The organism is Paraburkholderia sp. Ac-20340 (assembly GCF_017104965.1).
Classification (GTDB): domain Bacteria; phylum Pseudomonadota; class Gammaproteobacteria; order Burkholderiales; family Burkholderiaceae; genus Paraburkholderia.
In genome coordinates, this window is record NZ_JAAGPR010000031.1 from 41,455 (window position 1) to 66,742 (window position 25,288).

27 protein-coding genes are annotated in these 25,288 nt (G+C 63.3%); 11 read left to right on the forward strand and 16 right to left on the reverse strand.

The window, feature by feature from the left end:
* Nucleotides 1–14 precede the first annotated feature (14 nt).
* Complete coding sequence (locus G3N59_RS29105) at nucleotides 15–1,232, reverse strand: diaminopropionate ammonia-lyase (protein ID WP_205986286.1); 1,218 nt, start codon at nucleotides 1,230–1,232, stop codon at nucleotides 15–17.
* Nucleotides 1,233–1,384: 152 nt separating this feature from the next.
* Between G3N59_RS29105 and G3N59_RS29110 the strand changes: the two genes are divergently transcribed.
* Entirely contained in the window at nucleotides 1,385–1,864 is a 480-nt protein-coding gene (locus G3N59_RS29110; protein WP_205986287.1) for an Lrp/AsnC family transcriptional regulator, read from the forward strand.
* Nucleotides 1,865–1,881: 17 nt separating this feature from the next.
* Here G3N59_RS29110 and G3N59_RS29115 read toward each other — a convergent pair whose 3' ends face one another.
* The 5 genes from G3N59_RS29115 to G3N59_RS29135 form a co-directional block, all read right to left on the reverse strand.
* On the reverse strand, nucleotides 1,882–2,883 hold the full coding sequence (locus tag G3N59_RS29115; RefSeq protein ID WP_205986288.1) for a zinc-dependent alcohol dehydrogenase family protein: 1,002 nt from the start codon (nucleotides 2,881–2,883) through the stop codon (nucleotides 1,882–1,884).
* A 41-nt stretch (nucleotides 2,884–2,924) separates the two neighbouring features.
* Nucleotides 2,925–3,827 (reverse strand): LysR family transcriptional regulator, encoded by a 903-nt coding sequence (locus G3N59_RS29120; protein WP_205986289.1) that lies wholly within the window; start codon nucleotides 3,825–3,827, stop codon nucleotides 2,925–2,927.
* An 88-nt stretch (nucleotides 3,828–3,915) separates the two neighbouring features.
* On the reverse strand, nucleotides 3,916–6,024 hold the full coding sequence (locus G3N59_RS29125) for a pyridoxamine 5'-phosphate oxidase family protein (RefSeq protein WP_205986290.1): 2,109 nt from the start codon (nucleotides 6,022–6,024) through the stop codon (nucleotides 3,916–3,918).
* Nucleotides 6,025–6,093: 69 nt separating this feature from the next.
* The gene (locus G3N59_RS29130) at nucleotides 6,094–6,705 is read right to left on the reverse strand and encodes a glutathione S-transferase (RefSeq protein WP_205986291.1); all 612 of its coding nucleotides are present in this window, start codon (nucleotides 6,703–6,705) and stop codon (nucleotides 6,094–6,096) included.
* Between the two features lie 171 nt (nucleotides 6,706–6,876).
* Complete coding sequence (locus tag G3N59_RS29135) at nucleotides 6,877–7,635, reverse strand: TetR/AcrR family transcriptional regulator (RefSeq protein WP_205986292.1); 759 nt, start codon at nucleotides 7,633–7,635, stop codon at nucleotides 6,877–6,879.
* A 98-nt stretch (nucleotides 7,636–7,733) separates the two neighbouring features.
* On the opposite strand from G3N59_RS29135, the gene G3N59_RS29140 reads away from it, so the two are divergent.
* The 7 genes from G3N59_RS29140 (at nucleotide 7,734) to G3N59_RS29170 (ending at nucleotide 14,330) form a co-directional block, all read left to right on the forward strand.
* Nucleotides 7,734–9,311, forward strand: coding sequence for a bifunctional 3-(3-hydroxy-phenyl)propionate/3-hydroxycinnamic acid hydroxylase (locus G3N59_RS29140; RefSeq protein ID WP_205986293.1), 1,578 nt, complete (start codon nucleotides 7,734–7,736; stop codon nucleotides 9,309–9,311).
* 19 nt (nucleotides 9,312–9,330) lie between these two features.
* The gene (locus G3N59_RS29145; RefSeq protein ID WP_205986294.1) at nucleotides 9,331–10,272 is read left to right on the forward strand and encodes a VOC family protein; all 942 of its coding nucleotides are present in this window, start codon (nucleotides 9,331–9,333) and stop codon (nucleotides 10,270–10,272) included.
* A gap of 67 nt (nucleotides 10,273–10,339) precedes the next feature.
* Nucleotides 10,340–11,209, forward strand: coding sequence for a fumarylacetoacetate hydrolase family protein (locus G3N59_RS29150; RefSeq protein WP_205986295.1), 870 nt, complete (start codon nucleotides 10,340–10,342; stop codon nucleotides 11,207–11,209).
* Nucleotides 11,210–11,228: 19 nt separating this feature from the next.
* Nucleotides 11,229–12,164, forward strand: a complete 936-nt coding sequence (locus G3N59_RS29155; protein ID WP_205986340.1) for a 3-keto-5-aminohexanoate cleavage protein — start codon at nucleotides 11,229–11,231, stop codon at nucleotides 12,162–12,164.
* A 59-nt stretch (nucleotides 12,165–12,223) separates the two neighbouring features.
* Nucleotides 12,224–12,598 (forward strand): nuclear transport factor 2 family protein, encoded by a 375-nt coding sequence (locus G3N59_RS29160; RefSeq protein ID WP_205986296.1) that lies wholly within the window; start codon nucleotides 12,224–12,226, stop codon nucleotides 12,596–12,598.
* A 132-nt stretch (nucleotides 12,599–12,730) separates the two neighbouring features.
* Complete coding sequence (locus G3N59_RS29165; protein WP_241024376.1) at nucleotides 12,731–13,864, forward strand: porin; 1,134 nt, start codon at nucleotides 12,731–12,733, stop codon at nucleotides 13,862–13,864.
* A 109-nt stretch (nucleotides 13,865–13,973) separates the two neighbouring features.
* Nucleotides 13,974–14,330: a Rap1a/Tai family immunity protein gene (locus G3N59_RS29170; RefSeq protein WP_205986297.1), complete on the forward strand. Its 357-nt coding sequence runs from the start codon at nucleotides 13,974–13,976 to the stop codon at nucleotides 14,328–14,330.
* Between the two features lie 14 nt (nucleotides 14,331–14,344).
* On the opposite strand, the gene G3N59_RS29175 is transcribed toward G3N59_RS29170, so the two are convergent.
* Complete coding sequence (locus G3N59_RS29175) at nucleotides 14,345–14,761, reverse strand: hypothetical protein (protein WP_205986298.1); 417 nt, start codon at nucleotides 14,759–14,761, stop codon at nucleotides 14,345–14,347.
* Between the two features lie 157 nt (nucleotides 14,762–14,918).
* Nucleotides 14,919–15,314: a hypothetical protein gene (locus G3N59_RS29180; RefSeq protein ID WP_205986299.1), complete on the reverse strand. Its 396-nt coding sequence runs from the start codon at nucleotides 15,312–15,314 to the stop codon at nucleotides 14,919–14,921.
* 349 nt (nucleotides 15,315–15,663) lie between these two features.
* Here G3N59_RS29180 and G3N59_RS29185 point away from each other — a divergent pair, with 349 nt between their 5' ends.
* Nucleotides 15,664–15,834 carry a hypothetical protein gene (locus tag G3N59_RS29185; RefSeq protein WP_205986300.1) on the forward strand — a complete coding sequence of 57 codons (171 nt, stop codon included), beginning with the start codon at nucleotides 15,664–15,666 and terminating at the stop codon, nucleotides 15,832–15,834.
* 133 nt (nucleotides 15,835–15,967) lie between these two features.
* Here G3N59_RS29185 and G3N59_RS29190 read toward each other — a convergent pair whose 3' ends face one another.
* The 8 genes from G3N59_RS29190 to G3N59_RS29225 all read right to left on the reverse strand — a co-directional run bounded on the left by G3N59_RS29190 (nucleotide 15,968) and on the right by G3N59_RS29225 (nucleotide 22,204).
* Nucleotides 15,968–16,168 (reverse strand): YXWGXW repeat-containing protein, encoded by a 201-nt coding sequence (locus G3N59_RS29190; RefSeq protein ID WP_205986301.1) that lies wholly within the window; start codon nucleotides 16,166–16,168, stop codon nucleotides 15,968–15,970.
* Nucleotides 16,169–16,217: 49 nt separating this feature from the next.
* Complete coding sequence (locus tag G3N59_RS29195; protein WP_346777958.1) at nucleotides 16,218–17,375, reverse strand: DUF1501 domain-containing protein; 1,158 nt, start codon at nucleotides 17,373–17,375, stop codon at nucleotides 16,218–16,220.
* Nucleotides 17,372–18,814 (reverse strand): DUF1800 domain-containing protein, encoded by a 1,443-nt coding sequence (locus tag G3N59_RS29200; protein WP_205986303.1) that lies wholly within the window; start codon nucleotides 18,812–18,814, stop codon nucleotides 17,372–17,374. Before G3N59_RS29200 ends, G3N59_RS29195 begins: the two co-directional genes overlap by 4 nt.
* A 138-nt stretch (nucleotides 18,815–18,952) precedes the next feature.
* Nucleotides 18,953–19,486, reverse strand: coding sequence for a periplasmic heavy metal sensor (locus G3N59_RS29205; RefSeq protein ID WP_205986304.1), 534 nt, complete (start codon nucleotides 19,484–19,486; stop codon nucleotides 18,953–18,955).
* Entirely contained in the window at nucleotides 19,483–19,941 is a 459-nt protein-coding gene (locus G3N59_RS29210; protein ID WP_205986305.1) for a hypothetical protein, read from the reverse strand. The genes G3N59_RS29205 and G3N59_RS29210 overlap by 4 nt, the downstream gene beginning before the upstream one ends.
* The gene (locus tag G3N59_RS29215; protein WP_205986342.1) at nucleotides 19,938–20,600 is read right to left on the reverse strand and encodes an RNA polymerase sigma factor; all 663 of its coding nucleotides are present in this window, start codon (nucleotides 20,598–20,600) and stop codon (nucleotides 19,938–19,940) included. Before G3N59_RS29215 ends, G3N59_RS29210 begins: the two co-directional genes overlap by 4 nt.
* 219 nt (nucleotides 20,601–20,819) lie before the next feature.
* Nucleotides 20,820–21,128: a YXWGXW repeat-containing protein gene (locus G3N59_RS29220; protein WP_205986306.1), complete on the reverse strand. Its 309-nt coding sequence runs from the start codon at nucleotides 21,126–21,128 to the stop codon at nucleotides 20,820–20,822.
* Nucleotides 21,129–21,271: 143 nt separating this feature from the next.
* Nucleotides 21,272–22,204: a LysR substrate-binding domain-containing protein gene (locus tag G3N59_RS29225; protein ID WP_205986307.1), complete on the reverse strand. Its 933-nt coding sequence runs from the start codon at nucleotides 22,202–22,204 to the stop codon at nucleotides 21,272–21,274.
* Between the two features lie 104 nt (nucleotides 22,205–22,308).
* Between G3N59_RS29225 and G3N59_RS29230 the strand changes: the two genes are divergently transcribed.
* Nucleotides 22,309–23,235, forward strand: coding sequence for a carbon-nitrogen hydrolase family protein (locus tag G3N59_RS29230; protein ID WP_205986308.1), 927 nt, complete (start codon nucleotides 22,309–22,311; stop codon nucleotides 23,233–23,235).
* A gap of 184 nt (nucleotides 23,236–23,419) precedes the next feature.
* A complete protein-coding gene (locus G3N59_RS29235; protein ID WP_205986309.1) occupies nucleotides 23,420–24,973 on the forward strand; it encodes a DHA2 family efflux MFS transporter permease subunit in 1,554 nt (517 codons plus the stop codon).
* The last annotated feature ends 315 nt before the right edge of the window (nucleotides 24,974–25,288 follow it).

Here is a 25,288-nt window from a genome sequence, read left to right on the forward strand (position 1 = left end):
GGTTGGGCGTGGTCTTATTGTGCGAGCGCGGCGAGGCGTTCGTCGCGGCGCTTTGCAACCGCTTGTGCCGATTCGCCGACGAGTTCGGCATAAACACCGGGCGCCGTCGCGCCTTCGGTGCTGATCAGCAGCACGCGCGATTGTGCGTTCAGACCCGCCGCGCGCGCGAGTTCGGCGTCGTTCATCAGCACGGCCAGTCCGGCGAGTCCCGCCGCGCCCGATTCGCCGGAAACCAGCGGCAGGTCGTCATCTTCACCGGCTGCCAGCGTGCGCATTGCAGTCACGGCATCGTCGTCTTCGATCAGCATGAAGTGGTCCACGCAGGCTTCGAGAATCTGCCACGCGAGCGGCGACGTTTCTCCGCACGCCAGCCCGGCCATCACCGAATCGACCGAACCGCTCGCTTTCGCGGCACGGCCCGCGAGCGCGCTTTGATAGAGGCAATCGGCCTGACCCGGTTCGACCACGATAAAGCGCGGACGTTTTTCGCCGTGAATTTCCCAGAGATAGCTGGCGATACCCGCCGCGAGACCGCCCACGCCGCCTTGCAGAAACACATGCGTATAAGCGAATTCGCCGGCCTGTTCGATAATTTCGGCCGCAATCGCGCCATAGCCCTGCATCACGTCGCGCGGAATGGTTTCGTAGCCCTCGTACGACGTATCGGAAACGACATGCCAGCCATTGTCGCGCGCCAGTTGCGCGGCGTGTTCGACCGATTCGTCGTAATTGCCGGCAATACGCACGATGCGCGCGCCATAGGCCGCAATGGCTTCTTCGCGTTCGACGCTCACGTTGGCGTGCAGCACGATCACGCAGGCACAGCCAATCGACTGCGCGGCGGCGGCGAGTGCCTTGCCGTGGTTGCCGTCGGTTGCGCTGATCACGGTGAAATGCGTCAGCAAGTTGCGGTGACGGCCTTGAATCAGCGCTTGCGGATCGATTGCGTGGTCGGGCCACAGACGCAAGATCAGGCGCATCAGCGCGATGGGCGCGCCGAGCGCCTTGAAGCTGCCTAGCGGCGAGCGGAACGATTCGTCCTTGACGCTGACACTCGCCACGCCCAGACGCGCGGCCGCGCCGGGCAGCTCGACCAGCGGCGTGGGTTGCGCGCTGATTGCGTCCCAGTGCGAAAGCCAGGCGCGGCTTTCGTCGCCGGAAGCGACGTTGAGAATGCGCTTGAGCGCGTCAGGATAGAGAGCGCGCAGCGCGCGCGAATTGGCAGTCAGCATGGAACGAAACTCCTGGGCCGTGACGCCCAATGTCGATTGGCGGCGCTTGAAACGCCTTCAGTGCTGAAATGATATTGCGCAAGGCCCGTAAAAAAATCGCATAATTGCGTAGCTTGGCGCAAAAAAATATCGTTTCCACAAAGGCCCGATTCATGGCGACTTCACTTGACACCTTCGATTGCAAACTTTTAATGGAGGTGCAACGCGACGCGCAGACGCCGCAGAGCGAACTGGGCGCGCGCGTGAATCTCTCGACAGCGGCCGTGAACCGGCGCTTGCGGCGTCTTGCGGAAGAGGGCGTGATCGATCATTACGCCGCCATCGTTTCGCCCGAGAAAACCGATTACCCGATTACGGTGATCGCGAATGTGGAAGTAGAGAGCGAGCAGATCGATCTGCTCGATGCGATGAAACGCACGTTTGCGCGCTGCCCGCACGTACAGCAATGCTATTACGTGGCGGGAGAATGGGATTTCGTGCTGATTCTTGCCGTGCGCGATATGGACCAGTACACGGAACTCACGCGCCAGTTGTTCTTTTCGAATAACAATGTGAAGCGCTTCAAGACCTTGGTGAGCATGAGTCGCGTCAAGGTCGGGCTGGAAGTGCCGCTTCTTTCTTCGGACGAATAAGACGTAGCGCCGATGCGCTAACTCGCGATATCGACAATTACCTTGCCTTCCGCCTCACGTCCTTCCACCAGCGCGTGCGCGTCGTCGACATTCGCGAGTGTGAAGCGGCGCGGATCGAGCGTAACGTCGATCTTGCCCTGTTCGGCGAGCTTGCCGATCTCGCGCAGAATGTCGCCGTGCGCGGCGCGGCCTTCGCCGCTGAGCAACGGCAGCAGCGTAAAAACCCCGGAATAACTCGCGGCGCGGAAGGACAAGGGCGCGAGCGCATGCGTGCCCCAGCCAAGCGCGCTGACGACATGACCGAAGCGCGCCACGGCATGGAATGCGCGATCGAGGCTTTCGCCGCCAGCGGTGTCGTAGACCACATCGAATCCGCGCCCATTGGTGTAGCGCTGCACCACTTCGACCATATCGGCCCTTGGTGTGCTTTCGATGATAGGGACACCGAATCGTTCTACAAGCGCCCGACGCGACGCGCTTGCGGTGGCAAAAACCTTTGCGCCCAGCGCTTTCGCCAACTGAATCGCCGCCTGGCCAACTGCGCCCGTGCCACCCAGTACGAGCACGGTTTGCTCAGGCCGCACGCGTGCGCGATCGACGAGTCCTTCCCATGCGGTGATAAACGCGAGCGGCAGCGTTGCGGCTTCGCGCAGGCTGAGCGTGGAGGGCACAGGGGCGAGCAGCCGTGCATCGACAGCCGCGAATTCCGCGAGCGAACCCTGCACACCGCCAACGCCGCCGGTCATGCCAAACACCTTGTCGCCGGGCTTGAACGCGCTGACGCCTTCGCCCACTTCCAAGACTTCACCGGCCGTGTCGATGCCGAGAATTGCCGGCAACGGATGCCGTGCATGCCCGGCCGCGCCGCGACGGATCTTGGTGTCGAGCGGATTCACCGCGCTGGCGTGGATGCGTACGAGTACTTCGCCTGCACCGGCGCGTGGGCGCGGTACATCGGTAAGCGTGAAGGGGGCGTTTGCTTCGGCGAGCAGTGCGGCTTTCATGGTGTCGGACGACATGATGTCTCCAGATTAACGCGGGACGTTTGGACTATCGCTGATTAGCGGTTTAACGAAGCATTGGCGCGCAGACGTTCGATCGCCAGATCGAGAAACGCACGCACCTTGCGCGTGGCATGACGGCCCTCGCGATGCAGGACGTGAATGGGCAGCGGCGGTGGCTCGTATTCGGCCATGACGATCTGCAACTTGCCCGCGTCGAGTTGCTGCGCGACCTGATACGAAAGCGCCTGCGTAATGCCGAAGCCATCGACGGCGGCGGCAATCGCGGAATCGTTGGTCGTGGTGGACAGCCGCGCGCGCTTTTGCGCGGTAATGCGTGGCGCGCCTGCGCCGAAGCGCCATTCCGGCAACGATGATGCGCCGCTGACCGTGATCAGCACGTGGCCGTCGAGTTGATCGGGACGTTGCGGTACGCCGTGCCTTGCCAGATAGTCGGGCGAGGCGCAGACCACGCGCCGCACGCTGCCAACGCGCACCGCCTGCATGGTCGAATCGGCCAGTTCGCCGATGCGCACGCCCACGTCGATGCCTTCGTCGATCAGATTCACCACGCGGTCGAGAAACCAGCAGCGCACATCGGCATCATCGTAGTCGCGCAGATATTCGAGCACGACGGGCATCACGAAAATCCGCCCGAACAGGACCGAAGCGGTAATGCTAAGCAGTCCTCGTGGAACTTGAAGGCTACCGGCGACGGCATGGTCTGCTTCCTCGATATCGCCGAGAATGCGCCGGCAGCTTTCTGCATAGCCTGCGCCCGCTTCGGTCACGCGCACGATGCGCGTGGTGCGTGTGAGCAGACGCACGCCAAGCGTATCTTCGAGTTCGCTGACGATACGCGTGACCACGGACGGCGACACCTGCAGCTTGCGCGCTGCGGCGGCGAAACCGCCGTTGTCCACCACCGAGAGAAAAGCGGTCATCGCCTGCAGACGGTCCATAGCGGGTCGGGGTCCGCGCAGTCGCGGAACGAGGGTCACGGATGCCCGCAGTATACAGTGGGGTGCCATTCGCGCGTTTGCCGTTCGCTCACAGATCGAGTACCAGCGGCGGCGCGGTGCCGTCATCGCCAGCCGCAGGCACGGCGCAGCAGATCAGCGCCTCGTTTTCGCCGACCGTAGCGGCGGGCGGCTGATCAGGGTACGCCACCGCGCCTTCGATAATGCGCGTGCGGCAAGTGCCGCAACTGCCGCCTCGGCAACTGAATTCCGGCGTGAGTCCGTTCGCTTCGGCGAGATCGAGCAGTGTGCCGCTGGTCTGAGGATTCCACTGCACCTCCTTTGTCGCGCGCGCAAAACGCACCGGCACGGCGACGCCGGCACTCGCACGCGGCGGCGTGGCGGGCGGCGCGCTGGCGTCGGCTTTTCGTTTGAGCGCGGCGGGACCAAACGCTTCAGCGTGAATGCGCGCATCGGCGATATTCAGTCCGCGCAAACCATCGTAGATCGACTGCATGAATCCGCCGGGACCGCACAGATAGAAGTCGTAGTCGTTGAACGGTAGCACTTCGCCGAGCATGGCCATGTCGATGCGGCCCAGCGCCTGATAGTCGCTGCCGGATGTCGCGCCTGTCGAATCGCTGAGCACATTGACGAGCGTCACCGCGCCGCCTGCAGCACGCACGAGTGCCTGCAGTTCTTCGTCGAAGGCGCGATCGGCTTGGGTGCGGGCGGCGTAGAGCAACCAGCTCGGGCGGATATGGCGCGTGCGCAGCCCTTCGTAGACGAGATGGCGCAACATCGCGAGCATCGGCGTGATGCCGATGCCAGCGGCAAGCAGCACAGCCGGTCTGGTTGCGCGCGCATCGATCGTGAAATTGCCGGCGGGCGCGCGAGCTTCGATGCGATCGCCGCGCTTTATTACGTCGTGCAGATAGCGCGATACGCGGCCCTCGCGCTTCACGCTGATGCGGTAAAGGCCATCCGATGGCGCAACCGAAAGCGTATAAGTGCGCAGCGTCGGCTTCGTATCGCCCGGCAGCGTCACGCGAATCGGCAGATGCTGGCCCGCTTCGTGGCGCACGAGCCCCGCGCCATCGGCAGGTTGCAGATAGAACGAGCGGATCGTGCGGCTTTCGTCGGCGATACGCGCTACGGTGAACGGCCGCCACGTATTCTCAAGCGCTTGCGCTTTCATGCGCTCATCGGCTTCGGACCAGTCTCCGGTCAGTGCCGAATTAGGCGAAGCGCCATTGGCGCGGGCGGTCCAGCGTAACGGCAGTGCGCCTGCGCGAAAGATCACGCGTTGCGGCGTGAAGCGCCACAGACGCTCCGCGCCCTGAAACGCGGCAATTTCGGGCGAATCGAGCAGCACTTCGGCGGCGCCGGTCAGTTGCAGCAGATCGCCCGTGGCGTAATCGACGAACACAAGCCCAGCGCGCGGATTCGCGACGATATTGCCCAACGTGTTGAAAAACAGATTCCCCGCGAAATCGGGCACCGTGAAGACGCCGCGTTCATCCACACGCACGAAGCCCGCCTTACCGCCGCGATGCGACACGTCCACCTGACGATGGCCATCATCGCGATCCACATAAGTCGCGACATAAAACGAATCGGCCCGCGCGACGATGGCGCGCGCACGTTCGTCCATTTGATCGCTGATAACCGGCGCGATCTCGCTGCGTTGCGCGGGATCGCGCACGAAGGCCGCATCGCGCTGGAAGATATATTGCGGGCAATTGCCGTAACTATGCTCGACCAGCAGATCAAAACCTGCGTTTGCATATGGCGCGTTGCGTTGCACGGTGCCGTTGAGGCGATTGCGGCGGCGTGTCGGCAATTCGATGCCGAGCAGCGCGAGCGCCGCGCCGTCCTGCATACCGGCATCGGCGGGATCGTCGGCATCGCGTTCGAGCGCAACATGCAGGCGGTGTGCATCGGGTGCATGCAGAAAGCCTGGTCGTTGCGCGCGCAACGTTGCCCACACATCGCCAGCGGGATCGACGGCGCCCAGCACCACAAACGGCAATTGCGGATAGAACAGTCGATGCTGCTCGATCAGATGATCGCGCAGATTGCGCCGCCCGACCGCGTCCATGCGTTCCTCGACACCGGCCGCGCGCTGCATCGCCAGTTCGCCCGCATGCCACGGCGATGGTTTGGGCGAGGTATCGGCGAGAGCGGCGGCGGTGTTCATGATCGAATGTCCTTGGACGAACGCGGCGCTATCGAGTCGCCGCATCGACTTATTCAGGTTTGCGAACGATTACGCGCGCAAACCGACGCGGCTTTGCGGAAACGCCACAAAACCCGGCAGCGCTTCGACGCGCTTGAGCCAGGCATCGACATGCCGGTACGCGCTGATATCGACATTGCCTTCGGGCGCATTGGCGATGTAGCTGTACAGCGCGACATCGGCGATGGTGGGGTGCGAGGCCGCAATCCATTCGCGCTGCGCCAGTTCCGCGTCGATCACGGCGAGGCTCGCGTGGCCGCGGGCAATCACTTCATCGGCGTTGAATGAGGCGTTGAACAGCGTATTGAGGCGCGCAGCACACACGCCATAAGCGATCTGGCCTGCCGCGACGGAAAGCCAGCGCTGCACTTGCGCCGCGCCCAGCGGCGTTTCGGGCAGCCAGTCGGTGCGTTGGTACTTCTTCGCGAGATAGACGAGGATCGCATTCGAATCGGCGATGATGATTTCGCCGTCCTCGAGCACCGGCACCTGGCCGAAGCGGTTCATGGCGAGAAACGCGGGCGTCTTGTGCGCACCGGCGGCGAGATCGACCGGCACGAGTTCGTGTTCGACGCCGAGCAGCGCAAGGAACAATTGGGCGCGGTGTGCGTGACCGGAAAGGGGCGTGTAATGCAGCTTCATGAGGCGGCTTCCTCGACTGGTTGAAAGTACGGAATGGACCGTAGTGCAGCCAGTCTAGGCAAGCGCGCGTGGGAACAGAATCAGCCGCTGCGCGATTTCACTATTGCGCAAACGCGAATGATGCGGCGCGGGCGCGTGAGTTGCGCGCCGCAATTCGCGCGCAACTGGCGGCTAGCGCTGCGGCGTTTCGGCCGCCGCTTCGAGCGATTTCAAACCATCGGGCAACTCCAGCTCCGGCAAGGGCTGCTTTTCGAGCGTCGCGAGGAGCGCGGGCGTCACACCCAGCGCGCCGAGCGCAAGCTTCATCACCGCACGCGGATGCTCGCTGGGCGCGCCACCGGTCAGTACGGTTTCGATGCTCTGATAAATCGCGCCCATCACCAGATCCTTCGCCGCACGCGTGTTTTCGAAATGCGCGATGCCGCGTGCGCGCGCCGCTTCCAGATCGCGCGGCAGATAGATATCGGTCAGTCGCCCGCTGGCGTCGCCGCGAATGCCGGTGCGCGTGATGAACGCACCCCACGCAGGATGCATGAGCGCGACTTGCACGTAAGTCTGGCAACCGATCCAGATCCGCTCGACCGGATTGTCGATGGTGGCCACGCAGACCTCGATGCCGGCGATCACCTCGTCGCTCAATTCCGACGTCACGGCATCCAGCAGCTCCGCCGTGGTCTTGAAGTAGTTGTAGAAGGTGCCGCGCGCGACGCCCGCCGCGGCGATGAAATCGTCGATCGAGGCCGCGTCCGGTCCTTTCTGCGCGAACACGCCGACCGCCGCGCTCAGCATCTTGCGGCGCGTGGCTTCGCGGCGCACCGCGCCCGTGCGTATCCGGTGGTCTTCCTTGTCCAGCGCGGGTTCCGGCGTGGCCGCGGGTTTGTTCGACTTCGCGCGCGTGGCCGTCACGACTGCACCTCGGGTTTCCCCCATTGAATTGATACTCTTATCAAGTTGACAATACAGTCCGAATTGTACAGAAATGTCATTTTTAAAAAAGAGCCGCCGAACGGCTCGAATCCGGAGAACACATGGAGGCAGACCAGACCGTCGATGTTGCGATCGTCGGCTACGGGCCGACTGGCCAGTTGCTCGCGCTGATGCTTGGTCGCGCGGGGCATCGCGTGGCCGTGGTCGAGCGTTGGCCCAATCCTTACCCGCTGCCGCGCGCGGTTCATTTCGATCACGAAATCGCCAGGCTGTTTCAGGCTTGCGGGGTCATCCATGATATCAACAGCATCGCCGAGATCACGGACCGCTATCAGTGGCGCAACGCGAACGACGAATTGCTGATGGACTTCAACTGGGGCGGCAATGGGCCGAGCGGCTGGCCGGTCTCGACGATGTTCGCGCAGCCGGAGCTGGAGCGCGTGCTCGATCGCCACGTCAAGCAATTGCCGAATGTGAGCGTGCGCCAGGGCTGGTCGGCGACGACGCTGCGCGAGCATGCCGATGGCGTGTTTATCGACATCGAAACAGGGCGCCTCGTGGAAGGCCGCTGGGTGAGCGGTGGCGAGCGCGAAACGATCCGCGCGCGCTATGTCGTGGGCGCCGATGGGGCGAATTCGATGGTGCGTCAGGCGTTGGGCATCGGCTGCGAGGATCTGGGCTTTGCGTTCGACTGGCTGGTGGTCGACGTCAAGCCGCAAACGCCGCGCGAATGGGTGCCGAAGACCTGGCAACTGTGCGACCCCGCGCGCCCGACCACGATCGTGCCGGGCGGCCCGGGACGCCGACGCTGGGAATTCATGCTGCTGCCGGGCGAAACGGCGCAGCAGATGAATCAGGATTCGGTGGCGTGGGATCTGCTGGTGCGCTGGGATGTGACGCCCGAAAACGCGGTGCTGGAACGTCACGCCGTCTACACCTTCCGCGGACGCTGGGCGAAGGAGTGGCGCGCGGGCCGCGTGCTGCTGGCGGGCGACGCCGCGCATCTGATGCCGCCGTTCGCGGGCCAGGGCATGTGCAGCGGCTTGCGCGACGCGGCAGCGCTGGGCTGGCGACTCGACGCGATCCTGCGCGGCAAGGCGGGCGATGCGTTGCTCGATAGTTACGGCCCGGAGCGCTGCAACCATGTGCGCGACATCATCGATTTTTCGATCTCGCTCGGCAGGGTGATCTGTATCACCGACCCGGCTGCGGCCGCCGCACGCGACCGCGAAATGCGCGCCGCGCAGGCTACGCCCGGATTCGAAGCGCCGCAAGCGCCGCAGCCGCGCCTGGGCGCAGGCTGCTTTGATGTGGATGCGCCGGGCAGTGGCGGGTTGACGCCACAAGGTATCGTCGAATTCGAGGGCCGGCGTGGCTTGTTCGACGATATTTTTGGCGTGCGCTTCGCATTGATTGCCCGCGATAAAGCCGTGCTCGATACGCTTAGTCATGCTAATCGTCATGCATTGCAGGAGCAGGGCGTGATCGTCACGCATTTTGGCGCAGGCGGTTTTATCGATGTGCAGGGCATCTACGCTCAGTACCTTGCGAAGCATGACGCAGTGGCCGTGCTGGCGCGGCCTGATTTTTACAGCTTTGGTGCGGCGCAAAGCGCGCACGCGCTCAATGCGCTTGTCGATGCATGGCGCGAGGCGATGCAGCCCACGGTGAGCGCCTGAACATAACCAGGAGATGAACATGACCCAGAGCCGCCGGCACGACCGCCTCGGCATTCATTCGATCGGCGAATTCGGCATGACGGTGCCTTCGCTCGACGACGCGCAGCGTTTTTACACTGCTTTCGGACTCGACGTAGAGCCCGATGGCGCAGGTGGCCTGTTGATTCGCACCGCAGGTTCGCCGCATGTGTGGGGACGCTTGCGCGAAGGCGCGCGCAAGAAGTTCGATTCGCTCACGCTGCATTGTTTCGAGGACGAACTGGACGCGCTGAAGTCGCGTGCGAAAGAGGCGGGCGTGGAATTTATCGCGCCGCCGCCGGGCGCCGACGATGCAGGCTTCTGGATTCGCAATCCCGATGGCATCGCATTGCAGATTCGTGCGGGCGTCAAGACGACGCTCGATGAGGCGAATCATCAGCTTCCCGATCTGCCGGAAAACGGCGTGCGTTGCGCGCCTTATCGGCGCCATACCGCGCAAGTGCAGCCTGCGCGAATGTCCCATATCGCTTTTGCGACGCCGAACGTGCCGGCGCAGATCGCGTTCTGCGAGCGCGTGCTGGGCTTGCGCCTGTCCGATCGTTCGGGCGATGGCGTGGCATTTCTGCATGCGCCGCACGGCGGCGATCATCACCTGTTTGCGTTTGCAATGAGTTCGGGACCGGCGATGCATCACCTGAGCTGGGATGTGCCGACTGTCGAAGATGTCGGCCTTGGCTATATGCAGATGGCTTCCGCGGGTTATCGCAACGGCTGGGGCGTGGGGCGCCACGTGCTCGGCTCGAACTACTTCTATTACGTGCAGGACCCGTGGGGCAGTTTCTCCGAATACAGCGCCACGATGGATTTCATTCCCGCTTCGGTGGATTGGGTGGCCGAGGATCATGCCCCGGAGGACGGCGTTTATCTCTGGGGCCCGGACTTGCCCGCTGTATTTCTCGAGAACTCCGAACAGGGCGCTTAAACCTGGACGCCTGAACGCCTGAACGTGCCCGACGGCTGATCAATCAATTCGATTTATAAGGAATGCTATGAAACTCGTCACTTTTCAATCTCGCGGATATATCTCCATTGGCAAGGTCGAAGGCCAGCAGATTATCGACCTGCCCGCGAGCGATCCGGCGCTGCCCCGCACGATGCTCGAACTGCTGCAGGGCGGCCCCGCGATGATGCAACGTGCGCGCGATGTGCGTATCGAACAGGCCGTGACCTGGCCGCTCGCCGATGTGCGGCTCGACGCGCCGGTGCCCAATCCGTCGAAGTTTCTCGCCATCGGCATGAATTATCGGCGTCATGTGGAAGAGGCGCGCGCGGCGGGCATTCAGGTGCCGGACAGCCAGGTCTGGTTCAACAAACAGGTCTCGTGTGTGAACGGACCGTTCGATCCGGTGCATATGCCCAAGGTATCGGACAAGCTCGACTATGAAGCGGAACTGGGTGTGGTGATTGGCCGCCGGTGCCGTCATGTGAGCGAGGCAGAGGCGGCTTCGGTCATCGCCGGTTATGTGGTTTGCAACGACGTTTCGGTGCGCGACTGGCAGATGCGTTCGCCGACGATGATGCTCGGCAAGTCCTTCAACACGCATGGCCCGTTCGGTCCGTGGATCGTGACGCCCGACGAGATTGCCGATCCGCACGCGCTGCAGATGCGCATGCTCGTGAATGGCGAATGCCGGCAGGAAGTGCGCACGGGCGAGATGATCTACAACGTCTGGCAGCAGATTGCGTATCTCTCGACGGTGATGACGCTCGAACCCGGCGATGTCATCGCGACGGGCACGCCTTCGGGTGTGGGCGCGGCGCACAAGCCGCCGCGATTCCTGAGCGTGGGGGATGTGCTGCGCGTGGAGATCGACGGCGTGGGCCACATCGAAAACGTCGTGGTTGCCGAGCCCGTTTGAAAAACTGATCGCGGAGAACATTAGCATGGCACGCAAAGTCATTATTACCTGCGCGATTACCGGCTCGATTCACACGCCGAGCATGTCGCCGTATCTGCCCGTCACGCCCGATGAAATCGCGGAGCAGGCGATCGCCGCCGCGAAAGCCGGCGCGGCGATCCTGCATCTGCACGCGCGCAATCCCGAAGATGGCCGCCCGGCATTCGACCCGGCCGCGTATCGCCGCTTTCTGCCGCGCATTCATGCGGCTACCGACGCGGTCATCAATATCACCACGGGCGGCGCAGTGAGCATGACGCTCGACGAGCGTCTCGCGGCGGCCATCGACGTATCGGCGGAAATGGCCTCGTGCAATATGGGCTCGCTGAATTTCGCGGTGTTTCCGATTCTCGACAAGCTCAAGACCTTCAAGCATGAGTGGGAGCGCGAATATATCGAAGGCACGCGCCGCGCGATCTTCCGCAATACCTTCGCCGATATCGAGGAAGTATTTGCGCGTCTGGGGCAGGCGCACGGCACGCGATTCGAGTTCGAATACTATGACGTCGGGCATCTGTACAACCTCAAGCATTTCGTCGATCGCGGCCTTGTCAAAGGGCCGATCTTCCTGCAGTTCGTGCTGGGCATTCTGGGCGGTATCGGCGCGGACCCCGAGAACCTCGTGCATATGAAGCGCATCGCGGACAAGCTGTTTGGCGAGACCTATCAGTGGTCGGTGCTGGGCGCGGGACGCAATCAGATGCCGCTCATTACGCAGGCCGCGCTGATGGGCGGCAATGTGCGGGTGGGGCTGGAGGATTCGCTGTCGATCGGGCCGGGAAAACTTGCCACCTCGAACGCTGAGCAGGTCGAGATGATTCGCGATTTGTTGCTGCGTCTGGGCTACGAGATCGCCACGCCCGCCGAGGCACGTGCGATGTTGGGCCTCAAAGGCCGCGACAATACGCGGCTTTAAGGAAGCTTTCGCGCCACGCGTTTGCCGCGTGGCGCACTCAATGAAAAGGACGCGAGCTGATGACCGGGCAACCTGATGTGACTGCCATTCGCGCGCTGGAGGAGCAGCGCCGCCTTGCCATGCTGGCGGCCGATACGGAAGCGCTGGAAGCGATCTTCGACGAAAGCCTCATTTATATCCATTCGACTGGCGCGCGTGATACGCGTGCCAGTTATCTGGCCAAGCTGACAGGTGGCGCGATGCGTTACGAAAGCGTATCGCTCGATGTGAGCGACATTCTTGTGCGAGAGCGCTTTGCGCTGCTGAGCGGTGCGATGGCGGCAAGCGTGCAGACAGCCAATGGGACGCTCTCCATCTTGAGCCGCTATGAAGCCTCGTGGATCAGATCGGCCGATGGCTGGCGTATCGCCGCGATGCAGAGTTTCATTGCCTAGCCGGATTGAAGATATCTTGCGAGGCGGGTTTATCGATTAAATATAGGATTACATATCAAATAGAAAATTCGCAGAGAATTCGATTCAGGTCCGCAGAGACGCATAACGAACGAATACACGGTTGGAGAGATCATGGAAGAGACGAACAAGACACGATACAAGCGGCGTGTCGCGACGGTAATCGGCGCGGCGGTTGCTGCCTTGATGATGCCGGGCGCGCATGCGCAAGGCAGCGTTACGCTTTACGGCATTCTCGACGTCGGCCTTACGTATGCATCGAATGAAAACGGTCATGGCGCATTTCTCGCCCAGGATTCCGAATACACGCCGAGCATCTGGGGATTGCACGGCGTAGAGGATCTGGGCGACGGTTACAAGGCGGTTTTCGATCTTCAGTCGCAATTCTTTATCAATACTGGCGCGGGCATTCCGGGTCCGGGCGCGGACTTCAATCGCGGTGCGTATGTCGGCATCGAAAAAGAGGGCATCGGTAAGCTCACCTTTGGCCAGCAGTACAACCTGCTGTTCGATTTCCTGTTCTTTCCGCCAGTGCGCCTCGACGGCACGTTCATGTACGGCGGCCTGTTCAACATGCGGCAGGGACCGTTTTCCGCGCTGGGCATTCCGGGCAATATGACCGGCTCACTCGACTTCGATGAAACGGCGGGCATGACGCGCGTGTCGAATTCGGTGAAATTCACGTCGGCGGTATTGGGCGGTTTGCGTTTTGGCGCGCTCTACGGCTTTGGCAATACAGCGGGCAGCCTTTCGGCCAACAATACTGTTGGTTTGGGTGCGAATTACAGTTACGGCACGTTTGGCGCGGGCGCGGCGTATAACGAGACCCGCTATACGTCGATGAACGACGGCCACGATGGTATTCGCAACTTCGGAATTGGCGTGGGGAATACTTTCGGCAATCTCTATGCGAACGCGCTCTATACCTATACGAAGAACACCTTGACGGGCGCGGTGGCGCAGGTAGGCCAGATTGGCGGGCTCTATTCGTTCAATCCATTCTGGCGTCTGGGCGCGAATTACCAGTACATCAAAGGCAATGCACAACTCGATCACAACCGCGCGCAGCAGGTGACGACGACCGTGCAGTATTCATTGTCGAAGCGCACGATGCTTTATGCGGAGGCGGCGTATCAGTGCACTGGCGGCGATGTGGCAGGCACCCATAATGCGTGGATCGGCGGCCTGATGCCGTCTAGCAACAATCATCAGTTCGCCGCGCATTTGGGTATGCAGACGTTTTTCTGAAGCGATCGCCGATTGTGTGTTTTGCGATGGTCTGAGGTTGACGGACGGCAAAGCCTGCGCGCTGCCCTGCGGCTATGCTTGCGCCGGTTCAATTCCAACCATCGCAATCATGAAAAAACGCATTTACGCCTCTGCCGCGCTTGCCATTGCGCTCGCAGCCGGCTCGACCCAAGCCCAGACTCAACCCGCTCCGTCGATCGATCAGGGCGATGGCTTCTACGCTATCTGCCAGCGGGCAGAGAATCTCGAAGCCTGTGCAATGTATCTGGCCGGCTATTCGAACGGTGTACTCGTTCAGACCTTGATCGACCGGCAAAAACCGCGTTACTGCCTGCCGCAAAACCTCACGCGCGGGGATCAGTTGCGCGTGGTGCTCGGCTATATGAAGGGCCATCTCGACCAGATTCTGGAGCCCACCGGCGCCATCGTCTACAAGGCGCTGCTCGCCAATTTTCCCTGCCGGTAAGCAGCGCACGGGCACTAGATGACCAGGTGCCTGGTGATTAGCTCGATGCCTTTGCGCATGCGGCTGATGGCTTCGGCCGCATTGATCACCTTGCTATAGGTCGGGCTGTATTCGGGGCCACGCGAGGGATGGCTGTCGAAATTCTTGATCGCATCGCTGTCGAGCGACGGCGTGATATGCGCGCCGCTGTTAAAAAGATGCCGCGGCAAATGCGGTTCCAGCATCTTGAACAACATGGTGAAGTCTTCGTTGGCCAGACGCACGCTTTCGTGCAGCAGTTCGAAAGCGTCGTTGAGTTTGGGGACCGTGGCGATTGGCACCGGGCTGGCCAATGTGTCGGTCTGGAGGCCCGCCTGTTGCAGGCGCTCCATTGCTATCGCGGCGGTGACCGTTGGAGCCGCCTGGCGGCCATCGCTTTGGGTGGTGTCCATGAAATTAGTTCCTGTTGCAGGGATTCAAGATGTTGCAGTGCGAAGCCGGCCGATGGTTGACGGCGCCTGGCGCGCGTTGCGCGCGGGATTCTAATAGGCGCCGTTCGAGGCTCATCCTGAAAAAGGGGCTGCATGCAGTGGAACGTGTGCAGCGGCCTCATGAACGCCGCACGAGCATGCAGAGATTGCGGAACTGGCGATGCTCTTCGTCGTAGCCCGTCAATGCGCCCTGACACCACCAGTTACGCTGTTGAAGCCGTGCTTCGAGCGCGAGTTGTTCTGCTGTGGGTATCCAGTAGCGGTTATCGGCCGATCGCCCGGCTTCACGGATTGCGCCTGTTTGCAGCGCCTGCATAAGCACCGTATTCAAGGCCGGTGCACGAATACCCACCAGTTTCGCGAGTTCGCGTGTGTTGTAGCGCACGCCGGGTTGCATCGCCGAGATGATTTCCTGCACATCAGGCGAGAGGCGAATGACGTCGGCGTCTGTTTCGCTATTCGCCCTGACAACGGATTGTTTTGCCGCCACGACTTCGGTCTGCTTGATCGACATGGATTGCTCCTGCAGTAATGGGGTGACTATCGGTTTGCGCTGGTTTCCTCGTTGTGGTCGTGAACGTTCGCAAATGACCGCCCTTGACCGCTCTTGACTATAGGCGCACCGTTTCCCCGCGAAATGATGCCGGTCAACACTCGGGCGCGCGCTGCAGGGTCAATTGAAGGGGAAATGACCCAGTCATCGCAATGGCGCGTCCGGCAAGGTTAAAAAGCGTTAGACTCGCTATCACGGTCCGGTCGGACTTGGGGTAAGATTCGCGGCTTGTAATGGATGGGCGGCACTGCCGCAGGGTGCACGAATGGATCAGAGGAAAGCAGAAACCCTTCTCGTCGATGCAGACAGAATGGCCGAATTCGTTCTCGAATGTTTCGAACTGACGCTGGCCGCACCAGCGGGCCGCGAGTTGTACGAACGCGCGTTCGGGACCTATATCCGCAGCCAGGTGGGCGATATGCCGATGGACGAAATCTACGATTCGATCAAGACCGATCCGGTTTTCGATCTGGATAGCTAATTAAAAAAATACGGCGGTGCGTCAATTTCAACGCAACGCCGTATTCAATTCTGCAGACGACGATGCTCAGTAAAAGCGCGTCGTCTGTACGACCTTAATCATCGCCTGTGGATCACAATCGGCTTTGCGCCGTTCAGGCCCAGTGTCCCGGTATCCATTGCCAATGATTGCCTTCCCAGCGGTAGTGGCCTTTGACCCAGTGATAGCCGGGTTGAGGCGCGGGCGGCACGACTTCTACGCGCGGTGCGGGCTCGGGCGGGCGCGCAGGTTCGACTACGCACGCAGAGAGCAGCGCGGCACACATCAGTAGACCGAAATAGATTCGGGGTTTCATAAGAGTTCCTCCTTGAAGATGGTTTTATCGTTGCTTACGGGTTGGAGAATCAGGCGCGTATAAGTCCTGTGATGGGTTTTGTCGCGCCTGCTTGCGCGAACAGCGCGGCAGCCGTGCGCTGCGGATCGAGTTGCAAGCTTTCGGCGGCGGCGCCTGCGATCAACGCATCCAGTGCAGCGGTGGGCTTGAGATCGCGCGATTCGTAAAGATCGCCCGGGCGCAAACCGGGCCAATCGGCGATCACGCGGCCGCCTGCAACCGCGCCGCCCATCAGCATCGCGACCGAACCCTGACCGTGATCGGTGCCGCCGGTGCCGTTGGCCGCCGCGGTGCGGCCGAACTCGGTTGCCACCAGCACGGTTGTGTTGTCCCACGCGGGGCCGAGGTTGTCGCGCAGCGCCGCAATCATCGTGTCGAGCGCCTTCAACTGATTCGCGAGCCGCGCGTTCTGCGCGCTATGCGTGTCCCAGCCGCCGGTTTCGATCATCGCAATGCGCGGGCCGTCCGCGCGCGCAAGAAAACCGGCCGCGAGTTTGCCTACGCTCGCCGGGTCCTGCTTCGCGCTCGCATCGCCTGCGAGCCCGCGCGCCGTCATCGCCGAATTCCAGAGACCGTGCAGTTGCGCGTCGCCTTCGTAAAGCGCGGAAACGCGCGTGAGCAGATCGTCGGTTGCGGCAGGCAATGCGGAGGGCGCATACGAAGTCGCACGCGCCGCGCCGCGCAAGGCGAGCGGCACGGTAGGCGCGAACGCAATGGCGTTTTCGCGCGTGCCGCCCACCTGCGCGACCAGCCGGTTGAGCCAGCCGTCCTTGACCTGATACGGCGAACGCCCGCCGGTTTCCAGCACATTCTGGCCGTCGAAATGCGAGCGGTCGCGATAAGGCGAGGCCACCGCATGCACGAACAGCGCCTGCCCCGCTCGATACATCTGCGCTGTCTGCGCGAGCGCGGGATGCAGCGCGAAGGTGCCATCGAGTTTGGTGGCGTTGGCCGTATCGATGGCGAGTGCACCACGCAGCCCCGCGTATGCAGGCTCAGCATAAGGGACGACGATGTTCAGACCGTCGGCGGCGCCGCGCTGGATCACGAACACGAAGCGACGATCGGTGGCGGCATGCGCGAACACGATCTGCGGGGCGACGAGCATCGCGCCCGCACCGGCAGCGGCAACGCGCAGAAAATGGCGGCGGGAGAGCATGGCGGTTATCTCCTCAAAAAATCGGGCGAAACGAGCAGCAGGGCAAGCGCAGTCGGTGCGCTTTCCGCATGCGCGACGGCCGTGGCGGTGGGCGGCGTGAGCGTGCCGGGCAGGACCGTCGGCGCGAGCGCGCGCGGATCTAGGCGGTCGCCCACGCGCGCGGCGAAACGCTGGGCGACTTCGACGCGCCTCACCAGCGCATCGGGCGCGGCCCAACTGGCAGCGATATCGTCGTAGCCCGCGGGCGAACCGGGCCGCCAGACCGGCTGACCGAGTTGCGTGAGCAAGGGCGCCGCGTTCAGATCGCCGCGATCGCGCCAGCCGAGCGCGCGCATCGACGAAACAGTCCATTCCCACGGCGTCTTGAACTTGGTGTCGGGCGCGGACCACGCTTGCGGCGCTGCAATCAGCGCGCGATAAACCGTCGGCAGATCGCCGCCGCTTTGTTCGAAGGCGAGGGCGAGGCGATCGGTGAGCGCGGGCGGCGGGTTATCGGCGACGAAATGGCGGCCAAGCTGAAAGGCAATATGGCGGCTCGTAGCAGGCGCGTGCGCAAGATCGTGCAATATCGCCAGAGCCTGTAGTTCGTCATCCTGATCATATTGGCGGCCCATCACCGTGCGTGTGCCGGGTTCGTGCAGGGCGGGGCGAAACACAAACGCGCCAGGCTGCGCATTTCCCGGTTGCGTGCCGCGTGCCGCGGCCACGCTCCAGCCGGTGAGCGCACGCGCGAATTCGGTTACGTCGTCCTGCGTGTAGCCGGTGCGCACGCCCAGCGTGTGCAGTTCCATGATCTCGCGCGCCAGGTTTTCGTTGAGGCCGCGTTTGTGCGCGGGATCACGTTGATCGGCGCGCTGTGCGGCACGGCTGTCCGGTCCGACCGAGCGCGTCTGGTCGAGAAAAAGCTGCATCGCCGGATGTTGTTCGACGGCCACCAGCATCTGCTCGAAATTGCCGAGCACGTGCGGGCGGATCGCTTCCATTTCGAACGCGCCAGCCAGACCCGCGATGGCCGGTTTATCGACGGAAACGGCGAAGTGATTCGACCAGAAATGCACGAGACGCTCGACAAAAGGCGTATCGGTTTGCAAGGCGCTGGCGAGGCGCGCGTTCACCGCACTGCGATAGATATCGACGCTTTCACGCCGGATCGCACGATTGACCGCCTGGCGAGCGGCTTGCGGCGATGACGCTGGCGTCGGAGCCGATGCCGGTGCGCTTGCCTCGGCCTGATTCGCCATGCCTTGCTGGCGCTCTTCGCCGAAACGCGTCGCCAGCGCGACCGCGCCGGGTTCTTCACGCCACGCCGCGGGCAACGGTTCGTAGTGCGCGAACTGATCGAGCAGCCAGCGCTGCGGATCGGCGGGCGGCGCTTCGTCGGCGCGTGCACCCAGACCAAAGCGATTCATGGCGATCGCGGCGGCGCGGGCGGAGGGCTGGCTGTCCATGCGCGGTCCTTGTCAGGTCGATTGAGGGGCGTTCAAGGTGTTGCGTACAGTCCTTAAACGCCGCTCGTGCATGAATCCGTCGCGGTTCCGCCGATATTTTTTCGCCTCGTGCGAATGTCAGGTTGATTACCGCGCCGATTACGGAGCGGAACTCGCCTGCGAAACCGCTTTGCGCTGCTGCTGCGGCGGCAGACGCCACTGACCACTGCGCTCCAGACCTTCGACGAACTTCACGCGCTCTTCGGGCGTGAGCGTGGCCGCGTAATCGGCGACACCGCTTTCCACCTTCGCGCGCAAAGCGCTATCGGCTGCGCGCGTGCGCGCCAGCGCAGCGTCGAGCGCGGCGCGGTCGAGTTGCGGCGCAGCCAACAGATCCAGCACTTCACGCCGATCCTCGCGCGCCGCGCGGGCGTCTTCGCGGCCTTCGCGACGCGCGGCCTTGAGCGCGTCGATGAATTGCTGGCGCCGCTCGGGCGGGAGATTGTCGGTGGCAAAGCGCAGCGCGGCGCGTTGGGCGGGCAGCGCCTGCGTTTGTGCCTGTGTTTGCGCCTGCGCCTCGCGTTCATCGCGCGCGGCGAACCAGCGCCACGCACCGCCCGCGATCCCGCCGAGCAGAAACACATTGAGCAGCACCGATCCCACAATCAGCACCTTCCACGAGCGTGCGTTCATTCATCACCCCAATCGGCGCTCGAACCGCCGAAACTCGAATCCATATAGCTGCTTTCGTGCAGCGCTTCCTGTTGCGCGTGAAAACTATTGAGCGTGCTCGCGGGCAGCAACATCGACATCGCCATCGCCCCGGCCAGCGCCCCTGCGATCCCCACGCCCGCGAATGCCGCGCCCGACCACCAGAAGCGCTTGCGCTTCGCGCGATCCGGCTTCGCCTGCACCGGTACGGCCACGGGCGCGCTCGCCACGATCTGCTCGACCAAAGCGCGCGAGGGCGGCGCAACGAGATCGCGCGCGAGCCACGCGTCGAGCGCGAGCGCTTCCTCCAGCACGGCATCGGCCTGCGTGCGATGCGCGCGGGCCCACGCGAGCGCGTCGGCGCGTTCGTCCTGTGGCCAGCGGCGCGGATCGGCGCCATAGGCTTCGACGAGTGTGTGGAATCGTTCGGGTGTCATGCTCGATCCTTGCCGGCGCCTTCGCCAGCCAGTTGTGCGCGCAAGCTGCGCCGGGCGCGCGCCAGCAGGCTTTCGAGCGCGTCGACCGTGATGTCCATCAGGCCGGCGGCTTCGGCGTTCGAAAGTTCTTGATAGTAAGTGAGCACCAGCGCTTCGCGTTGGCGCACGGGCAATGCGGCCAGCGCATCGCGCACACGCGCGTCGCGCACGCGCGATTCCAGTTGTTCGTCGGGCCGCGCGGCGGGATCGGCTTCATCGGGCAAGGCGTCGGCCGTGGCAGCGGGCGCTTCGCGATGGCCGCGCAGGCGGTCGTAGCACAGATTGAGCGCGACGCGGTGCAGCCAGGTATCGAATTTCGCCTCGCCGCTGCGCCAGTGCGGCGCCTGTTTCCAGATACGCATGAACGCCTCCTGGGCGACGTCTTCGGCTTCCATGCGGTCGCCCAGCATGCGGGTGGCGAGCGCGAGCAGGCGCGGCAGCTTGTTCGCGACGAGCGTGCGCACCGCGCCCGCATCGCGCGCGCCAACGCGGGCGATGAGTGGCGCATCGGGGTCCGCCTGGCGGCTTGCCGATGCCGGATGGCGCGCGGATTCGTGTTCCTGATCGTCGTTCAAGACACCGTACCGTGGCGTATCGTCAGCGGCCTGCGCCGGGCGCATCCCGGCGCCGGTGGCAGCGCGAAAGTCATCGTCGTGGCCTCCCGGGGCCTGCGCGGGTTCGGGCCGCGCCGCCGTGGCGGCGGCGTCGGCCGGTTCGCGAGCGTTCAATATACGACGACCGCGGGCCGGTAATACGCGGGGCGCGCGGGCACGACCACGCAGCCCGCGAGGACCGCCGCGGCAATGGCGATGAGGAGCAGCGTTTTCATGCTCGCCGCCTCAGGCCCAATGGCCCGGCACCCAGCGCCAGTTGGGGCCGCGCGCGATCCAGTGGCCCGGCACCCAGCGGTAGCCCACGCGTACCGGCTGCCAGTGGCCGGGCGCCCAGACATAGGCGCCATGATTCCAGCGCCAGTGGCCCGGGTCCCAGGCGTAGCCCGCACGCGGCGGCGGCACGTGTTCCACGCGCGGCGGCGGCGGCGCGTTAGGGGCGATGATGACGGTCTGCGCGAACGCGCCGGTGCCCGCGAGCGCGAGCGTAGCGGCGACGACGATCGATCGGAATGACAAAAGCGGCTTGCGAGGCATGGATTTCCTCCCGTTGTTCGTGATGGAGCACACGGCCTTCGTGCGTCCTTGTTTCACTTGAACGGGGCAGCGGGAGAAATCCGTCGCTGGCAGGAAAATTTTTTTGCGGCGCGGGCCTTTCGCCCGCTCTCGCCCGCAATACGTCAGGTGCCCAGCCAATGCGCACATGCGCCGATGGCATCGCGCACGCGCGCCACGGCCACATCGCGCAGCGCATTCGCGCGCCAGCCGAGTTCGATCGGATAACCGGGCAAGGCGAGCGGACATTCGACCAGACGCAGCCCCGTAAGCGCGGCGATGGCGCTGGCGGCATGGCGCGGAATGGTGGCGACCGCCTGCGTGCCCTTGAGCAGATACGGCAGGCCGGCGAAATGCGTGGTGGACGCGATCACCGTGCGTTTCAGACCTTGCGCGGCGAGCGCTTCATCGACGATACCGACCACGCCGCCCGACGAAACCAGAATATGCCCGCGCGCAACGAAGGCCTCGAGCGTGAGCGCGGCGTGATCGTCCTTGCCCGCTGGCGCGAGCGAGGCCGCATCGACGAGACACGCATAGTCGCCCTGACCGAGTGATTGATGGCTCAACCCGCGCGCGCCGAAACCGCCCGCCGCGATGGCCAGATCGATCTCCTGATTCGCAAGACTGTCGCTCACGATCTGGCTGTAAGTCTGCCGAAAGATCACGCGCAAGCCGGGCGCGTGCCGCGCCACCTGCGCGATGATGGGCTGGCCCAGCGCCAGTTCGAAATCGTCGGACAGACCGATGGCGACGGCGCGGCCATGAAAGCTGGCGGGTTTCGGCGACGCGATCGCCAGACTCTGGCGCACGCGATCGAGCGCTTCGCTCACGACCGGCTTGAGTTCGCGCGCGCGCGAAGTGGGCGCGAGGCCGCGTCCGGTCGGCGTGAAGAGGCGGTCGTCGTAGAGCACGCGCAGGCGTTTGAGCGCGGCGCTCACGGCGGATTGCGTCATGTCCAGCCGGATCGCCGCACGGCTCGCGCCGCCTTCCTCGAACAGGGCTTCGAAAATCTTCAGCAGATTCAGATCGACGCCGGAGATATCACTGGCATGCATAGCAGAAAGTGGCGGCGCGCGTGGGCGCGAGGTTTTGACCCCTCCATCATACGGATTCGACTCGCCGAACCTGAATCCGAACCTGAATCACGGAGAAAAACATCATGCCGAAATCGACTCTCGCCGCCTTGCAGATCGGCTCGCTGCCGCAGGGCAAAGCGGCCACGCTGGAGCACATTCTGTCGTTCGAAGAAGCGATCCGCGCCGCGGGCGCGTCGCTCGTCGTGATGCCCGAGGCGCTGCTGGGCGGTTATCCGAAGGGCGAAATCTTCGGCACGCGGCTGGGCTATCGTCTGCCCGAAGGGCGTGAGGCGTTTGCGCGCTATTACGACAACGCCATCGACGTGCCGGGCGCGGAAACCGATGCGCTCGCGGCGCTGTCCGCGCGCTGCGAAGCGTCGATTGTGATCGGCGTGATCGAGCGCTCGGGCAACACGCTGTATTGCACGGCGCTGTTCTTCGATCCGCGCGAAGGCCTGGTGGCGAAGCACCGCAAGCTCATGCCCACGGGCACCGAGCGGCTGATCTGGGGGCAGGGCGACGGCTCGACGCTGCCGGTGGTGCAGACCGCTGCGGGCGTGGCGGGCACGGCCATCTGCTGGGAAAACCATATGCCGCTGCTGCGCACGGCGATGTACGCGAAAGGCGTGCAGATCTGGTGCGCGCCGACCGTCGACGAACGCGAGATCTGGCAGTGCTCGATGCGCCATATCGCGCACGAAGGGCGCTGCTTCGTGGTGAGCGCGTGTCAGGTGCAGCCTTCGCCGGCGGCGCTTGGCATCGACGTGCCGCACTGGGACCCGGCCCGTCCGCTCATCAACGGCGGCAGCGTGATCGTCGGGCCGCTCGGCGATATTCTCGCGGGCCCGCTGCACGGCGAGACCGGCCTCGTGACGGCGCAGATCGATACCGACGAACTCGTGCGCGCACGCTACGACTTCGATGTGGTGGGCCACTACGCACGCCCCGACGTGTTTTCGCTCAACGTGGACGAACGCGCGAAGCGCACGGTGAATTTCCAGAGCGAGTGAGCGCTGCGGTGTGGATAGTACGGATACCTGATTAATCGAAGTAAGCGCATGTGAGGCAGGCATTATTGCTTCCAGCGTCAGAATCTAGTGCGCGTCCAGACATTGATCGGCGCGCGGGGCTCTGCCAGGCTCCCGGGTGGCCTGCGCCTCGCCGCCGGTCCCTGGCCCATCACATCCGTATTCCATGTCTGCACCGCACTCTCCCGCGCCGCTCAGCGGCGGCAAGCTCGCGCTCGGCACCGTTGCCGTGTCGCTGGCGATGTTCATGAACGTGCTCGATTCGTCGATCGCCAATGTGGCGATCCCGACGATTTCGGGCGACCTCGGCGTATCCGTCGACGAAGGCACGTGGGTCATCACCATCTTCGCGGCGGCCAATGCCGTTTCCATTCCGCTCACGGGCTGGCTCACGCAGCGCTTCGGCACCGTGAAGCTGTTCGTCAGTTCGATCCTGCTGTTCGTGCTGGCCTCGTGGCTGTGCGGCATCGCGCCGAATCTGCCCACGCTGCTCGGCGCGCGGATTGTGCAAGGTGTCGTGGCCGGGCCGCTCGCGCCGCTTTCGCAGGCGCTGCTGCTGGGCTCGTGGCCGAAACAGAAGTCGTCGACGGCGCTCGCGCTCTGGTCGATGACCGCGCTGGTCGGCCCGATCGCCGGTCCTTCGCTGGGCGGCTGGATCACCTACGACTACAACTGGTCGTGGATCTTCTACATCAATATTCCTGTGGGCCTGTTTGCAGCGGCGGTCACATGGGCGATCTATCGCGAACGCGAATCGCCCACGCGGCGTCTGCCGATCGATGGCGTGGGTCTGGGCCTGCTGGTCGTCTGGGTCGCGTCGTTGCAGATCATGCTCGACAAGGGCAAGGATCTCGCGTGGTTCGATTCGCCGCTGATCGTCGCGCTCGGCTTGATCGCGCTGGTGGGCTTCGCGTTCTTCATCGTCTGGGAACTGACGGCAGAGAGCCCCGTGGTCGATATCCGCCTGTTTACGCAGCGCAATTTCGCGGGCGGCACGATTTCGATTTCAGTGGCCTATGGCATGTTCTTCGGCACGCTGGTGCTGCTGCCGCAATGGATGCAGGGCTATCTGGGTTATCGCGCGGTGGATTCGGGCCTTGCTACCGCGCCGCTCGGCGTGTTCGCGGTGCTGCTCACGCCGATCATCGGCCGCCTGCTGCCGCGCAGCGATCCGCGCTATATCGCGACCGTGGCGTTCGTGGGCTTTGCCGTGGTGTTCATGATGCGCACGCAGTTCTATACCGATGTCTCGCATTGGGACATCGTGTTGCCCACGCTGCTGCAAGGCATTCCGATGGCGATGTTCTTCGTGCCGCTCACGTCGATCATTCTTTCGGGCCTGCCGCCCGAGAAGATTCCGGCTGCTGCAGGCCTGTCCAATTTCGCGCGTACGTTCTGCGGGGCCGTGGGCACATCGCTGATCGGCAACGCCTTCAACGACCGCACGATCCTGCATCACGTGCGGCTCTCGGAGCAGGCGAGCCCGACCAATCCGGTGTTCACGCAGCAGATGGACAACGTGCAACAGTCGCTGCACCTGAGCGGCAACTCGGCCTACGCGCTGTTCAACAGTTCGGTGGATGCGCAGGCGGCCGTCATGGGACTGAACGATATTTTCTATATCTCGGCGATCATCTTTATCGCCATCATTCCGCTGATCTGGATTACGCGGCCTTCGCGTAGTGCTGCGGATGCATCGAGTGCCGCAGTTGCGCATTAATAAGTTCCATTAATTCGCGGTATTGTGCGTAACCAGATGTAAATAACGTAGCGGATTTTCTCAAGCCGGCGCGACCGATTATCGGTTGTGCCGGCTTTCGTATGCCTGACGCTAATTCAACGCAATTGGACGTAATGAAAGGCGATGCGCGACAAATCACCGCACAAATGAAAAAGGGGTGGCCGCAGACTCGGTCACCCCTTTTATCTTCGGTAACTGTTCCGGAGTTACCTCAGACGGCGAAATATTACCATGCGGGTCAGGCTCTAATTGGGCTGAATTTGACAATAATCAAATTCGATAACTTGACAACAG